Source organism: Pseudomonas sp. JY-Q (assembly GCF_001655295.1).
In the GTDB taxonomy this organism is placed as follows: Bacteria; Pseudomonadota; Gammaproteobacteria; order Pseudomonadales; family Pseudomonadaceae; genus Aquipseudomonas; species Aquipseudomonas alloputida.
On sequence record NZ_CP011525.1, the window covers coordinates 927,015 to 942,704 of the forward strand.

The following is a 15,690-nucleotide window of genomic DNA, read 5'->3' on the forward strand; positions in this document are numbered from 1 at the left end:
ACCTAGCGCGCCATTTCACTTAACCGCACACGCCATTATTACCGGATTTTGACACCGCAACCGCTAGCGCAGCTCTTCAGAGTACACATCCCGGTACTGCTTTGGCGTCAATCCTGTCCAGCGACGGAACGCGCGACTAAAAGCACTGAGCTGCGAATAACCTAGCTCCGACGCTATATCGGTAAGCGAGCTGTTATTTTTCCTAAGGAGATCGACTGCTGCTTGGTGACGGACCTGATCCACTAGATGAAGGAAATCGACACCTTCGTTATTGCAACGTCGTTGCAGGGTACGCTCACTCATATGCATAGCGCTGGCAACTTGGGCCAGGGACGGCACACCAGCCTGAAGTTGACGCCCCACAATCTGGCTGATTTTTACCGCAACGCTATGTTCGACTCGCCGCTCCACCAGGCGCTCACTGAGGTAACGGAGAGAAAGCATGTACAGCCTCTGATCGGCATTCACGACTGGCTTGGCCAAGACAGAGCGGCAAAACATTACTGCATTGATTGGTTGCTTGAATTTTGGGGCAGTACCGAAAAAATCTTCATGCTCGCGAGTGAATCTTGGCGCAGCGTGTTCGAAGTGAACCAATCGCGGTTTGATATCCGTCCCAGTCGCCTCGCGAATCATGGAGGTAATCGCAGCGAGTGAAAACTCTGAATCCTGACGACGATGTGTGATCCCAGAATCATTCAGACGATACGAGAGGCCAATAGCATCTTCAGTTTGAACAAGTTGCTCTTCTACTGCTTGGGAAAAAACATTGACGAAGCCTGCCATGACGTTGAGTGCGGACAGTACATTTGGCGCATTGCGCACTGCATGGCCGAAAACCCCCCAATTACTGCACTTGAGCCTCATTGCCATGTGCAGTCCGATATACTGATCTTCCTCAATAGAGATAAGCTCAAGAAGCTCAACGAATTTACGATCCGTTATTTCGGCGTCCGGGTCGTCTAGTACCAGCCGGTCAATACCAAGGCGCTCCAAATAAGGCTCTACAACCTCACGAAACGGGCTAAGGACTGTCTCAGATATTTGTGTTGAATCTTTCGTGCTCATTTAATCGCCCTCGCCATCAGCCTTTCAAATATGTGACGCCGCATCAGCGTGCGTAAGCGATCTACAGCAAGCGCACGCTCGATCCAACCGTCAGTTTACGAGACAGCCAAGCGAGACTGAAATGCATGCAGGTATCGACCCGCTCAGACTGTCCGATAGGTTATCCGTGTTCCCGGTCAGCACATGCATACAGGCCTCGCTAGGTAAGCGCTTTGAGGTTAGAGACGCTCGATCACTATTGATGGGCGGTTGCAGGAGCTGAGTGCAACACGGTTATTGAATTGAAACCGGAGCATCATGCCGCATTGCCATGGCATTTTGCATGACCTCTCCCATCACCTCGATGGGGCATTTGAAGTCGAAGCGCTTGCGCGGTCGCATGTTCAGTTGCAGCGCAATGGCGTCCAGCTCCTCCTGGCTATGTACCGACAGGTCTGTGCCCTTGGGCAAGTACTGGCGAATCAGGCCGTTGATGTTTTCGTTGCTGCCGCGCTGCCAGGGGCTGTGCGGGTCGCAGAAGTAGATCGCCACGCCGGTTCTTTGGGTGATCTCGGCGTGTCGCGCCATCTCCCGGCCCTGGTCGTAAGTCATGCTCTTGCGCATCTCCAGCGGCATGCTATTGAGCGCGGCGCTGAAGCCTTCCAGCGCCGAAGTCGCCGTTGCGTCGTTCATCTTCACCAACATCAGGTAGCCACTGGTGCGTTCCACCAGCGTACCGACGGACGAGGCGTTGGCCTTACCCTTGATGAGGTCGCCTTCCCAATGCCCCGGCATCAGCCTGTCTTCAATCTCCGGCGGGCGCACATGAATACTGACCATCTCGGGGATCTGGCCGCGCCGATCCACGCCACCAGAGCGCGGCCGGCGCGTCGTCTTGCCTTGGCGCAGACAGATGATCAGCTCCTTACGCAGCTCACCCACTGGCAGGGCATAGATCGCGTTGTAGATCGTCTCGCGACAGACGTAGGCATCTCGCAGGTTGGGTATGTTCATGCTGCGCAGCTTGCCGGCAATCTGCTCGGGAGACAAACGCTCACGCAGCATATGGGTCACCAGTTCGAAGCGCTCGCTACCCGGCAACAGTTTTCGCATCGGTCGACAAACCTGGCGGCGGGCCTGCATTTGCTGCTGAGCCAGACGGGCCGAGTAGCCACCGCAAGCACCTCGGTTACGGCGCAGCTCACGGCTGATGGTCGAAGGGGATCGGTTGATCAAGCAGGCAATCCTGCGCAGGCTGAAGCCTTGGGTACGACCGATTTGAATGGTGGCGCGCTCTTCAACGCTGAGTTCGGTATAAGACATAGGGGCAGCACCGTACCGGAAAGGTCAGGTGTTGCACTCAGTTTTTGCCGCCGCCGAGTTTTCATGTCGGTGCATTTTTCTGTGAAGGGATGCGTTGGTACCTTGCTGTTGGTTGCGCTAGTTGGGTGCTCCAGTACCCCGAGGGTCACGTTGCCAGAACCTAAAAATGTTCCTCGCGAGAAATGGTCCGATGCCATGCTGGTTCTGGAAGCCATGCGCATCGATGGTCAGCGCGATATTCCAAGGGAAATGGTCGGGAACGAGGTAAATAACTTGAGCGCGCTGGGGTCTTCGGGAGGCTCTGGAGGTCTGGCGACGGCAGGTTTGGGATACGTGTCACCTCCAACTGGTTTTAGCAGCGCAGGAGCAGCCTCTCTTGGCGTCGGGTTGTTCTTGCTGGGTGGTGGCAGCGCTGGCCCTGTCTATCATTACCAGGTTGCTGCGTGGGTGCCTGAGGAACTCGCGTCTAACCCAAAGGAGGCATCTGCGTTGGTCAGGTTGGCCTGGCTTGATGCGAGAGAAAAATACTTCGGTGGGAAAATCTCAAAGTTGCGTCATGAGCCGGCTAAGTACGCTGACGGATCAGGCAAGAAATACGACAGGCTTGCAGATTTGGCTGCTGGGAACCCTGCACCGTTCGACGCTCCGGCGAGCGCTGCGCCAGCATTCATTTCGGCCGAGAAAGCCTACGGCCCGATTTTCCTGACCGATCCCTCAGGCGAACTATTTGCTGACGCTAGCAGAGCTGATAAGGACGGCATGGATGCGCTGGCGGGTATTGCTCGTCACCTGCCCGAATGGATATATGCATACTACCCTGGACGGAATTGGCCTAAGGACTTCCGACCTGCCGCTATTTACAACAAGAACGGCAATCTCTATTTCATTGGGAAGTAGTTCGTGGTCGACCTGTGCGCCTGGCGTGCCGGGGTTTTATCTGCGGAATCAGTCATACAGACTCTCTCGCGAGTCGAAGGCGTTCAATAAAAACGAAGATGCTCAACACGAGTATTGAGCACCTTCGACGTGCGTTGAGCGCCTTCAGGGAGCGGTGGGAAGCTCCCATGCCCATCCGCCCTGCATACCTGTTTTGTGTGAACGTATACCTAGCTGTTTCTGGGCTCTGCGAAGTGACGCCGAAGAAATGCAACGTTCTTCAGCTAAAGCCATCAACGCATTGATTGCAACAGGCCCAGCTTGCAACGTCTCCTCAAGAAAGCTGCGCGCTTCTTGAGTAGCTGATGCGGGTCTGGCGTCACCCGTTTGCTCGATAGCAGCGAGAATGGCTTCAGCGCTACCATCGATGGCCTCTCCCCATCGGATGCAGGTTGTCTCCAACTGCTCGTCTATAACGATGGGCTCAACGAAATACTCGATTCCTCCGTTATCAATCGAAACGTTGGACTTGGCTCGGACAAGCACCCTGGCTTCTGAATTTTGATCCTTCTCTGCCACCAGTACAGTGCGAGCGAGCGCGGAGAATGCCTGGCTGCCGATTACACGATTAGCGGCGGAGGACTGGGCCGTACCTTTGCTCAGGTGAGATATGCCGAGGACAGCGCAACAATGCCGCTCTGCAAAATCCACTACCATTTGTAGCCCTTGCCGAACCTCGTTTGCTCGGTGCATATCCCCACGAATAAGATTGATCAGTGGATCGAAAATCAGCAATGAAACGCCGTCAATACGTGCTGCTGCCTCATTCAAAAGGGCAAAGTTGGCTGCAGGATCAAACTGTCGCCTGTTCCCGCGCTGATCACTTAGCCCTTCGATTATGTGCACGCGGGTTAGGTCTGCATCTGCAGCCGTAAGGCGGGGAATGATCGTGTCAGCGATACCATCCTCGCCGCTCCAGATTACGATGTTGCCTGCTGCCTCACATTTGCTGCCGTCTGGCCAGTCACCACCTCTGCTGAGCGTGGCGGCCAGCGAGATTGCCAGCGTGGTTTTGCCGCATCCACCTGCGCCGGCAAGAATGGATAACTTTGCCTTTGGCAGCCAGCCTGGCCAAATCCACTGGATTTTTTCCGCTGGGATATCGACCGCTGCTGTGAGTTCTATCATCCAGCCCGGTTGTTGAGGTGTTCGGCGCTGCATTACAGCGCCTCCCTTTGCCGAATCCAAGCCTGGACTTCGCTATTACGCCAACCGACGCTGGAGCCGCACAAAAGGCGCTGTCGCGGGAAAAGGCCTTCCGAAATTTTCCGATAGATCGTTGAACGTTTTAGGCCGACGATTGCCTCGACATCGCGCAAACGAAGAATTTTGTCATCGTCGCTGACATCGTCAGAGTTGCTAACGTGCATTGCCATAGGTTTGAGTCCTAGGTTCTGAAGCGTGGGGCAGCGTCCTCCGGCACTACTGCTAAAAAGGGTAAAAGACGGATATCGGCTGGCTATATAGCGAGCAGGGGCATTTGCCACACGCATAGGTATATGCGCGTTTCCGAGATTGATGTTCGGTAGCGTCGGAGGTCGTTGTGGGCTACAGAAGTTCTAGGGCCCTAAGGCTTCTAGTGGCAGAACAGACTGAGAGTGTCCTGGCCAGATACGCAAATCAACCAAGGGCAGCTGATGCGGGCCGTTCAGCGGATGCGAACGAGGCGAAGTTTTTAACATCGTTACCAGGGCGACGTGGCGGACCGTTGCGGATCGATATGGATCGCTTGGGACGAACACTATTTAACATGAGAGTGCCGGGCTGGCAATCAGCAGGTGCTCTGCCTTGGTTGGGAAAGGGTGGCCCAACCAAGGCAATAGTTGACTGAGTGCTCAGCGTTTTATCGGACTTAACTAGTCATCTGTACCGATATCGAGTTTGGGCAATCCCTTGACGATTTTCTGGGTTTCCAAGCTCACGGTGACCACGCGCTGGAACAGCTCCAGAGGGTATTTGGGGTTGCCCATGGTTTCGGTTGCCCAGTCGTTGGCGTCGTTGACGATGCCGCTGGCTTTGTCGGTGCGCACGGCTTGGCGTTCCATTACCCAATCCAGCGCAGCTTTGCCGTTGACCACGTAATCCCAAGCCACCTCGGGGATGCCCTTGAGGGTGATACGGGGGTTATAGATGACTGTGGTTTTGTCGCCCTTCTTGGCGAACTTCATCTTCTCCACTCGGTAGTCGGCATCGGTCAGCGTGCCCTTGGCCTCGATGGTCAACGGGTACGGCTCGACAGTTTCGTAGTTCAGGTGAAGGTCAGCCAGGGCGCGGCCTGCTTTGCTGAAAGCCCAGAAGTCGGCGGCCTTCTTGACAGCCGGGATGCGCGGCAGCTCTTTGCTCAGGTTGTCAGCAAAGCGCTCGCGGTAGTCTGGGGAGTGCAGGATGCCGTAGACGTAGTAGAACAGGTCTTCTTTGCTGATCTGCTCGCCGGGGTAGGTGGTATTGAAGTGTGCAAGGCCGGCATCGGTGATGGCATCGCGCCGGCGCAGCCCGGCTTCAGTGGGCTCGGAAAAGAGATCTTTTTTCGAGGCCTGTGCGGTTTCGTCGTAGAGGTACAGGGGGAAGCACTGCGAACCCTCAATATCCACGAAGTGAAGGCTTGGTACATGGCGAGAAATCAAGGCGCTAAATGCAACCTTTTCACCTGTGGCAGAAACGCCGATCACCAAATTCTCAGCCACGGCATCGGGAAAAATGCGCGGCATCTGGTAAACCATCTCGTTGAATCGACGGTTGAAGTACAACCATTGCTTGGTGAAAGGGCGATAAAGTGCAGGCACCAAGCAGTCGACCTCGAAGGCATAGCTGCGATCTTTGCCAAGATCCTGCTTCAGTGCGCGAGTCCAACTGATGCGTGTCGGATCGGTGTCAATAAATCCATCCACCTGAGCCTGACGGCCCTTGGTATCCAGCCCCGGATGCGCCGCATTGAAGCGCTTTACTTCAGCGTTGTAGAAACCAATCATGCCTTCCATATTGGTCGCTAATTTGGCTTTGCAGGAATTGAAGGCCCAAGCATCACGCTGAGTTTTCACGCCATTGGAGTAGTTGTCGAACAGTGTAAGTGCGCTTTTGTCGTCCTTTTCGCCCAACACAATGAACTGGTTAAAGCTGTCGTCACGCTGCTTAACCCAGTCCCCGTGCTCATCCGGGGTGATCGGCTGCCACTGCTCGATGCCGGCCACGCTGCTAAAGCCGGCGATCTTCTCCAGCTTTTCCTCACGGCTGAGGTAGTCGCCTATGTCGTTGAAATTAATCTGGCCACAAGCCTCTGCGTTAGGATTCTTGACCAATAGGGAGATGGCAATAGGCGCTCGACTACCCATGCCAAACACGTTGTCCTTTTCCTTCCGGCGTGTTTCACCTGATGTGCGGGCGTTCCCGCGCAGATGGAACACATACAGGCTGGAAAACTCATCATTTAGGCACTTCCGCAGTCCGTCAGTAGTGCTGGCATCTACAAAGCCGGCGTTGGTAACAAAGCCGATGATCCCGGCATCACCGATACGATCGCTGGCCCATCGGATGGCGCGAATGTAGCTGTCATACAGCGAGTTCTTGTTGGTTGCTTCAGAACGCGCTCCGTATGTATCACGAATGCGTGCGTCCAATGATGGATAGGGCACATTGGCATTGTTGGCATTGGCATCTCCTTGACCAACCGAATACGGCGGATTACCCACAATCACCCGTATATCCAAATCCTTCTGGCGCTGACGCCGGGCGCTGTTGTCCTCCAGCAGCGCGCTTACCAAATCGTCCTTTTCGTACATCTGGAAGGTGTCGGTCAGGCAGATACCTTCAAACGGGGTGTATTCGTCAATCACTTCGCCGTGGTATGCCGCTTCGATATTGATGGCCGCGATGTAGTAGGCCAGCAGTACCAGCTCGTTGGCGTGAATCTCGTGTCTGTATTTGTGCGGCAGCTCGTCCGGCTTGATCAGGCCTGACTGGATCAGGCGGGTGATAAAGGTACCGGTGCCGGTGAACGGGTCAATGATGTGGACGCCCTTGCTGCCCAAGGTCTGGCTGAACTCCTGCTGCAGCAGGTGATTGACGCTGTGCAGAATAAAGTCCACGACCTCAACCGGGGTGTAAACGATCCCTAGGCGCTCAGTCATCTTGGGGAAGGCATTGCGGAAAAACTTGTCGTACAGCTCGACGATGATCTTCTGCTTGCCTTGGGCATTGTTGATGCCGGCAGCGCGTTGCCGCACGCTGGCGTAGAACTTATCCAGGGTATCGGCTTCCTTGGCCAGGTGATGTTCATGAAGCGCGTCCAGTACGCCTTGCATGGCCTTGGACATGGGGTTGTGGCTGGCGAAGCTGTATTCATCGAACAGCGCGTCGAACACTGGCTTGGTTACCAGGTGCTGGGCGAGCATTTCGACAATCTCGCCATCGCTGATGCTGTCGTTGAGGTCGTCGCGCAGCTCGGTGGCGAAGGCATTGAATGCGGTCTTTTCCTGGATGTTGGCAGGGTTCTCCAGGATGCCCTGAATGCGGTCGATATGGGTGCGGGCGATCTTGGCGATGTCGTTGGCCCAGTCTTCCCAGTGGTGGCGGTTGCCGCACTTGTCAACGATCTTGGCGTAGATGGCCTTCTCGATTTCCCCCACCTCATAGGCCAGCTCGGCCTGCTGGGTCATCTGGCCTTCGACATCGTACTTAGCACGTTTCTCACCAATGCCGTACTGGCCTTTGCCTGCCTGGCCGTTGCTGGTGCCACTAGCTTTCCTGGCCTTTTTCTCGGCCTTGTCGGTGATGGCGATGACTTCCATCTTGCGCGGGTCAGAGCCAATCAGGTCGAGCTTATTGACCATGGCGTCGAAGCTGTCGTCGTGCGAGCGCAGTGCCTGAAGCACCTGCCAGACCACCTTATAGGTCTGGTTGTCGTTGAGCGCTTCATGGGGCTCCATACCGGCAGGAATAACCACCGGCAGCACCACATAGCCACGCTTCTTGCCCGGTGCGTTGCGCATTACCCTGCCAACGGATTGCACCACGTCGACCTGGGAATTACGCGGGGTGAGGAAAAGCACGGCGTCCAGCGCTGGCACGTCGACACCTTCAGACAGGCAGCGCACATTGCTGAGGATGCGGCAGGTGTTGGCTGGCGGTTCTTCCTTGAGCCAGTTGAGCTTGGCTTCCTTGGCACTGGCGTTCATGCCGCCATCGACGTGTGCGGCTTCGCAGATGATGCGTGAGGCCTCATCGATGTTTTCTGACTCCTGATAAGCTTCTACCACCGACTGGAACATGCTGGCGATGTTGATCGAGCTGACCTTGTGCTTGGTGCCCTTGTAGTTGGGCGAGATGACCTGGCAGAAAGCTACAGCGCGCTTCATGGGTTGATCATCACCCACCAGGTTTTCCGCCAGTCCCTGCTTGGCCAGCGCCTTCCAGCAACCGACTATCTTGGCGGCGTCGTCTACCTTGAGCTGGTTGTTCTCGTCCTTCAGCATGTCCTGAAGGCGGCGGCTGATGGTGCTCTCCTCGACGGTGAGTACCAGCACTTTGTAATCAGTGAGCAGGCCGCGCTGAACGGCCTCGGAGAAGTTGATGACGAACAGCTCTTTGCCGTACAGCGCCTCGTCATCCATCGAGCACAGTGTGACTTCGCCGGACTCAGCCTTGAGCTTGGCGTTGTCGCCATAGATGCGCGGCGTGGCGGTCATGTACAGGCGTTTGCTGGCGCGGATGTAGTCGGCATCATGGATGCGCACGAAGGTGCTTTCGTCGTCATCATCAAAGGTTGCGCCGGTAGTGCGGTGCGCTTCGTCGCAGATCACCAGATCGAACGTGGCCATGTCATGCTCATGCTGGGCGCGGCTGATCACGTCGATGGAGTGATAGGTGGAGAACACCACGCTCATGTGCTCGGCATCGTGGCGCTTGAGCATTTCCGCTGCGAGGCGATCCGCCTGGGTGGTAGCCGGGTAGCGCAGCTCGTGGGTGAACACCTGAACCGCGTCATCCTCTGCTTTGCGCTTCTTGCCTACGTCACTGTCGGAGCAGACGGCAAAGCTGTGGAGCGGGGTGGTACTTTCCTGCGTCCATTCGGTAAGGGTCTGCGATAGCAGCGACAGGCTGGGCACCAAGAACAGTACGCGCTTACCCTTACCGGTCTGCTGCTCGGCAATCTTCAGGCTGGTGAAGGTCTTGCCGGTGCCGCAAGCCATGATCAGCTTGCCGCGCTCGGCATCCTTGAGGCCGGCGGCTACGGCGTTTAGTGCGGTCTGTTGGTGATCGCGAAGCTGCTTCTTGGCCTTGAGGGCGACTGCCTGATTGGGTTGATACTTGGCCCAGTCAATTTGGCTGTCTTCCAAGGCTTGTAAGTCGATCTTACTGACTGGGGGCTGCTGGCCTTGAAGCGCATCCTCGGCGTGCTCGCTCCAGTTGTTAGTGGTGGTAACGATGACGCGGTGCGAGAACGGCGTTTTGCCCGAGGCGGTAAAGAAACTGTCGATGTCTTTCTTCTGGACTTTGTAGTCCTCGGCATACAGCTTGCACTGGATAGCGTGGTATTGGCCGGTGCCCTGGGTGCGAGCCACTAAATCAATGCCAGCATCTTTGCCGCTGAGTCCTTGCTCCTTGGCCCATTGCGCATATGTCCATACCTTTTCGTACAGGTCGCGGTAGGTGGCTTCGTTGCGCAGATAAGTGCAAACCAGCTCTTCGAAGTAAGTACCTTTTTCGCGTTCGGTGACAGAAGCGCTGCGGTAGGTAGTGAGCAAGGCTGATAAGGCTGACATCGGCAGGAATTCCTTTTGAACTATGCGTGGCGCATTGCAGACGCCAAATCCGCGCAGTTTAGCAATTCAGCCCGTACTCATGCGAAGCGATGGTGCTTGTGCTGGTTTCAAGGGGGCCGGCTGATGGCGCGAGCGCGCATTCAGTTTTTTATCGAGTCCAAATAATCGGCCCATGTCTGCATCATTTCGCGGCGCTCCGGCAAGAAGGTGGTTCGATCGTACGCACGTCCCAGCGGATTTTTTACCGTGTGAGCAAGCTGATGCTCCAGGAGATCGGGGCGAAATCCTAGCACCTCCGCACCTATGGTTCTCGCTGTCGCACGAAAGCCGTGCCCAGTCATTTCGTCGCCGCTGATGTCCATGCGGCGTAATGCGCTGAGTACGGCATTGTTGGACATCGGCCGGTCGCCTCCTCGTGCCGAGGGGAAGGCGTACCGATGTCTGCCGGTGAGTGGTTTCAGCTCGCGCAGAACCGCGACTGCTTGTTGGCTGAGAGGAACCAAATGATCCGGCCGATCCTGTTTGGTGGCAGTAAGCCCTTTCATCTTGTGACCAGGAATCAACCATTCGCCCGTATCCAGATTGACCTCCGACCACTCCATGTGACGCAGGTCTCCGGGTCGGCAGAACAGCAACGGAGCCAGTTTTAAGGCACAACAAACAGGCATCGTTCCGCTATAGCTATCCAGTGCTTTAAGCAGAGCGCCGAGCTTTTCAGGGTCGGTCACGGCAGCAAAGTGTTTCACCCGCTTGGCTGGGAGCGTACGTGAGAGATTCCCAATCTGGTTGGGTGGGGTGATGCCGGCAGCTTCGGCGAACTCGAAAATTTGCTTGTAGATCTGAGCAACACGACGTGCTGTCTCGCGCGCGCCGCGCTTGATGATGCGCTGGAGGTTTTCTACCAGCATGGGCGTGCTGATGCTGCTGATCGGGAGTTTCCCCAGCCAGGGGTAGGCATTGAGCTCAAGGCGCTGCCGCACCGTGCGGGTGTACTCCGGGTCCCAGGAGGACTCGCGAATACTCAGCCACTGCGTGGCAACTGACTCAAACGTGTGCTGGTGATCGAGCTGGCTGACCACCTTGGCCATGCGTCTTTGCAGTGAGGGGTCTTGGCCGCTGGCGAGCTGGACACGAGCATCATCACGTTTTCGCCGCGCCTCCTGCAGGCCGACCTCTGGGTAAACGCCAAGAGCCAAGCGTTTTTCCTTGCCCAGAAAGCGATACTTCAAGCGCCAGTAACGGCCTCCGTTGGGCTGCACTTCCAGGTACAAACCTTGTTCGTCATACAGGCGGTACGGCTTGTCCTGGGGCTTGGCGTTGCGGCAGTTGGTGTCTTTCAGGGGCATTGGGGGCACATCCTCTCCGAGCGAGCTGATGAGCGTTTTATGCCCCCATATATGCCCCCGTCAACCGTGGGATGCCCTGGGATCAGCTGGGAAAACGCGGGCAAGAAAAAAGCCGTAAAGCGTTGATTTCTCTAGGCTTTACGGCTTTTCTGGGTCTTCCTGGGAAGACAAATTGGTGGAGCCGGGGGGATTTGAACCCCCGTCCGCCAGTACTCCGCTGTCGGTACTACATGCTTAGCCGTGTCTACTGATTTAATCCGCAGCCGCCCGACGGGCAGGGTGCTTTGGATGAGTTGTGTAAGTTTTAGTCACTTCGCCCACAACGTGCTACGCGACGATCCTGTTCTGTATGACAATCATTTCGGGTTTACAGGCATCCCCTAGTGATTGCTGGAGCCGAAGCTACCAGAAGCAAAGGTCACTTACGCTGCGAGAGCGTAGGATTCCTCGCCGTAGGTTTCGTCATTGGCAACTATAGAAGTTGCAACAGTGGATTTACGAGTTCTGTTACCAACTCGGCATGCACCTAGAGTTTCGCTACCGGCGTCGAATCCTAATCGGCCCCGCACTAGCTCTTGGCTAACGCACCTTACGGCGCGTAGGACGGAGTATACGCCATTGCGCGGGCGACGTCGACAGCCGGTCCAGTCGCCCGCTTTTGGGCTCACGCGCCGCCGTTGCCACTACTGCCTTTCTCGGTTTTTTCCAGGCGCTCCAGCACTTTGCTGGTAATGGCGATGCATTCCTTGGTGTCGCCCGAGGCCTGGGCGGCCTTGGCTTTGTCGACGTGCTCGGTGATGGCTTTGTCCAGGCCTTCGGAAGTGGCGCCGGCGGTGGCCATGCTGTCGTCGATCTTTTGCAGGTTGGCGGCGCAGAGGTCATCGGCGGCGAACACCGGCGAAGCCAGCAGGGTGGCGGCCGCGAACAGGGCCGAAAGTGCAGTACCTTTCATGGGTGTCTCCTCTGGGGCCTCTGGAAGGTGGGCCTGTAAGGTGGACTGCAGGGGATTGGCGGGGGTTCAATCGGGATGGTGGCGGGGCGATATTGAGGTGGGGATGGCACCGGCGGTGCCGGTGTTCGCGGGTTTACCGCGGATACGGCGGGCTTCGTACAACCACCGACGTGTGTCCACCATCAATCTATATGTAGGAGCGGGTTTACCCGCGAATACGGTGGCGGCGGCAATGGTGAACGACGGGTAGAAGTTGGCCAGCAGGGCCGGCCTCTTCGCGGGTAAACCCGCTCCTACGGGGGGGGCTGTGTACAACCACCGATGTGTGGGCACCACTAATCTGTGTAGGTGCGGGTTTACCCGCGAATGCGGTGGTGGACGACGGGTAGAGATTGGCCAGCAGGGCCGGCCTTTTCGAGGGTAAACCCGCTCCTACACAGCGCTCCCCACCTATATCAACGCGTTAGAGGCTGCGTGGCCGGGTGACGCGATCCACCAGGTACACCAGGCCGTGGTAGTCGATGCCGCTGTGGCTCGACAGGCCAATCTCGCAGGTGCGGCTGGTGGAAATACCTTCGCTGCAATACTGCACGGCGTCCTTCAGGCTGCGCAGCGAGTGGGCGTTCAACTCGGGGGTGGTAAAGCCTTTGTCACCGGCAAACCCGCAGCAGTGAATGCCTTCCGGGATCACCACCTGTTTGCTGCAACGCCGCGCCAGGTCGATCAAGGCCTGGCTTTCGCCCAGGTGCTGGGTGCTGCAGGTCACGTGCACGGCTACCGGTTCGTCCTGGGGGGTGAACTCCAGTCGGTCAAGCAGGTGAGTGCGGATGAAGCGCACCGGGTCGTAAAGGTCCAGCCGGGTGTCGCTCAGGTCCTGCACCAGGCGCAGGGTGCAGGGGCTTGTGTCGCAATAGATCGGGTCGAGGCCGCCGCGGCTGGCGTGCAGCAGGGCGGTGATCAGTTCCTGGCGCTTGTGTTCGGCCTGCTCGGGGTAGCCCTTGGAGGCGAACGGTTGGCCGCAGCACAGGCTGTCGGCGTTGTCGGGGAACACCACCTGGTAACCGGCCTTTTCCAGCAGGGCGCGGGTTTTGTCCAGCAGCGAGCTTTGCTCGCGGTCGGCATAGGCCGGGCCCATTACCCGGGAGACGCAGGCGGCCAGGTACACCACGCGGGGGCGGGCGTCGTTGCTGGTGGCGCCGAAGGCCAGCGGGCGCAGCGGTTGCGGCATGGCCGGGGTCCATTGGGGCAGGCGGCCTTTGCTGGCTTTGCTCAGCGAGGCGCTCAGGCGGCCCAGGCGCGGGGCGCCTAGCAGCTTGCGTGCGGTGTTGGCGGCGGTCAGGGTCAGGCGCGCACCGCTTAGGGCAGTGTGGAAATGCTCGGCCAGCCAGTCGGCAGTTTTAGCGTGGTCGACGGCCTGGCTGCGCAGTTTCTTCACCAGCTCGCCGGTGTTGATGCCGACCGGGCAGCGCTGGGCGCACAGGCCGGTAGCGGCGCAGGTGTCGATACCCTGGTACTGGTAGCTTTGCATCAGTGCGCGGGTATCGATGCCGGCGCGTTGCTTGGCCTGGATGTCACGCCACATGACGATGCGCTGGCGCGGGCTGAGGGTCAGGCCCTTGGACGGGCACACAGGTTCACAGAAGCCGCACTCGATGCACTTGTCGACGATTTCGTCGGCGGCCGGCAGCGGCTTGAGGTTCTTCAGGTGGATGTCCGGGTCTTCACTCAATACCACGTCGGGGTTGAGGATGCCGTTGGGGTCGAGCAGGCGCTTGAGCTTCCACATCAGCTGGTAGGCATCGTGGCCCCACTCCAGCTCCACGAAGGGCGCCATGTTGCGCCCGGTGCCGTGCTCGGCCTTGAGCGAGCCGCCAAACTCCACCGCCACCAGTTGCGCCACGTCGTCCATGAACGCCTGGTAACGGGCGACTTCTTCGGCGCTGTTGAACCCCTGGGTAAAGACGAAGTGCAGGTTGCCTTCCAGCGCGTGGCCGAAAATGATCGCTTCGTCATAGTGATGCTTGTCGAACAGCTGGATCAGGCGGTTGACGCCTTCGGCCAGTTGCTCGACGGGGAAGGTCACGTCTTCGATGATGACCGTGGTGCCGGTCTGGCGCACGGCACCGACGGCGGGGAAGGTGTCCTTGCGGATTTTCCACAGCTGGTTGTACACGGCCGGGTCTTCGCTGAAGTCCACTTGCTGTTCCAGCGGGAAGTCGGCGATCGAGGCCATGATCTGCTGCAGTTGCTCGTGCAGCAGGCTCTGGCTGGCGGCGCGGGATTCGATCAGCAGGGCGCAGGCATTGTCCGACAGGCCTTTTACCCACAGCGGCATGCCGGGCATGTTCTGCACCGAGCGCAGGCTGCGGCGGTCGAGCAGTTCCACGGCAGAAACCGGCTGCTGCTTGAGCACGGGTACCGCGCGGCAGCAGCTTTCGACGCTGGGGAACACCAGCAGGGCGCTGGCCTTGTGCGGGTGGTCGGGCACGGTGTCGTACGTGACGGCGCTGATGAAGCCCAGGGTGCCTTCGGAGCCGACCAGCAGGTGCTGCAGAATGTCCAGCGGCTGGTCGTAGTCCACCAGTGCGTTCAGTGACAGGCCGGTGGTGTTCTTCAGCCGGTATTTGTGCCGGATGCGCTCGGCCAGCGCGGTGTTGGCGCGGGTTTCGCGGCCCAGGCGGGCCAGTGCTTCCAGCAGCTCGGCGTGGCTGCTTTCGAAGGCGGCGACGCTGGCCGGGTCTTCGCTGTCCAGGCGGGTGCCATCGGCCAGCACCAGGCGCAGGCCCGCCAGGGTGTGGTAGGTGTTCTGCGCGGTACCGCAGCACATGCCACTGGCGTTGTTGGCGACGATGCCGCCGATCTTGCAGGCGTTGATCGAGGCCGGGTCGGGGCCGATCTTGCGCCCGAAGGGGGCCAGCCAGGCGTTGGCCTGGGCGCCGATCACGCCGGGTTGCAGGCGAATCTGCTCACCCTGGCGACGGATTTCGCGGCCGTTCCAGTTATCGCCAAGCACGATCAGCACCGAGTCGCTGATGGCCTGGCCAGACAGGCTGGTGCCGGCAGCGCGGAAGGTGACCGGCACCCGCTCGCGCTGGGCCAGTTTGATCAGGCCGACCACTTCGTCCTCGGACTCGACGCGCACCACCAGCTTGGGGATCAAGCGGTAGAAGCTGGCGTCGGTGCCGAAGGCCAGGGTGGAAGTGGGGTCGTCGAAGCGGCGTTCGGCGGGGATCAGGCGCTCGGCATCACGCAGGAACGCGGCGGGCAGGCTCATGCAGTCTCCTCGCGGGGCTGTGGCGTCTGTGCGCTACATGCCCCGGGTCATTCA

General features: G+C 58.2%; 9 protein-coding genes and 1 other RNA gene. 1 reads left to right on the forward strand and 9 read right to left on the reverse strand.

Translation table 11 applies throughout. The features are described 5' to 3' along the window. Positions 1-63 precede the first annotated feature (63 nt). A complete protein-coding gene (locus tag AA098_RS04110; RefSeq protein ID WP_064613886.1) occupies positions 64-1,068 on the reverse strand; it encodes an AraC family transcriptional regulator in 1,005 nt (334 codons plus the stop codon). 273 nt (positions 1,069-1,341) lie between these two features. After that, on the reverse strand, positions 1,342-2,370 hold the full coding sequence (locus AA098_RS04115; RefSeq protein ID WP_011911495.1) for an IS30-like element ISPsp7 family transposase: 1,029 nt from the start codon (positions 2,368-2,370) through the stop codon (positions 1,342-1,344). Positions 2,371-2,565: 195 nt separating this feature from the next. Here AA098_RS04115 and AA098_RS04120 point away from each other — a divergent pair, with 195 nt between their 5' ends. After that, positions 2,566-3,267 carry a hypothetical protein gene (locus tag AA098_RS04120; RefSeq protein WP_014754491.1) on the forward strand — a complete coding sequence of 234 codons (702 nt, stop codon included), beginning with the start codon at positions 2,566-2,568 and terminating at the stop codon, positions 3,265-3,267. Between the two features lie 144 nt (positions 3,268-3,411). Here AA098_RS04120 and AA098_RS04125 read toward each other — a convergent pair whose 3' ends face one another. The 7 genes from AA098_RS04125 to AA098_RS04155 form a co-directional block, all read right to left on the reverse strand. Further along, positions 3,412-4,467: an AAA family ATPase gene (locus AA098_RS04125; RefSeq protein ID WP_041167256.1), complete on the reverse strand. Its 1,056-nt coding sequence runs from the start codon at positions 4,465-4,467 to the stop codon at positions 3,412-3,414. Further along, positions 4,467-4,799: a helix-turn-helix transcriptional regulator gene (locus AA098_RS30105; protein WP_371059032.1), complete on the reverse strand. Its 333-nt coding sequence runs from the start codon at positions 4,797-4,799 to the stop codon at positions 4,467-4,469. Before AA098_RS30105 ends, AA098_RS04125 begins: the two co-directional genes overlap by 1 nt. A gap of 363 nt (positions 4,800-5,162) precedes the next feature. Then, positions 5,163-10,064, reverse strand: coding sequence for a type ISP restriction/modification enzyme (locus AA098_RS04135; protein ID WP_014754487.1), 4,902 nt, complete (start codon positions 10,062-10,064; stop codon positions 5,163-5,165). Positions 10,065-10,204: 140 nt separating this feature from the next. Next, positions 10,205-11,410 carry an integrase arm-type DNA-binding domain-containing protein gene (locus AA098_RS04140; protein ID WP_014754486.1) on the reverse strand — a complete coding sequence of 402 codons (1,206 nt, stop codon included), beginning with the start codon at positions 11,408-11,410 and terminating at the stop codon, positions 10,205-10,207. A gap of 173 nt (positions 11,411-11,583) precedes the next feature. Continuing rightward, positions 11,584-11,975, reverse strand: a transfer-messenger RNA (tmRNA) gene (gene ssrA / locus AA098_RS04145). Between the two features lie 99 nt (positions 11,976-12,074). Further along, entirely contained in the window at positions 12,075-12,362 is a 288-nt protein-coding gene (locus AA098_RS04150; RefSeq protein WP_003249902.1) for a hypothetical protein, read from the reverse strand. Between the two features lie 463 nt (positions 12,363-12,825). Next, positions 12,826-15,636, reverse strand: coding sequence for an FAD-binding and (Fe-S)-binding domain-containing protein (locus tag AA098_RS04155; RefSeq protein WP_064613887.1), 2,811 nt, complete (start codon positions 15,634-15,636; stop codon positions 12,826-12,828). Positions 15,637-15,690 lie beyond the last annotated feature (54 nt).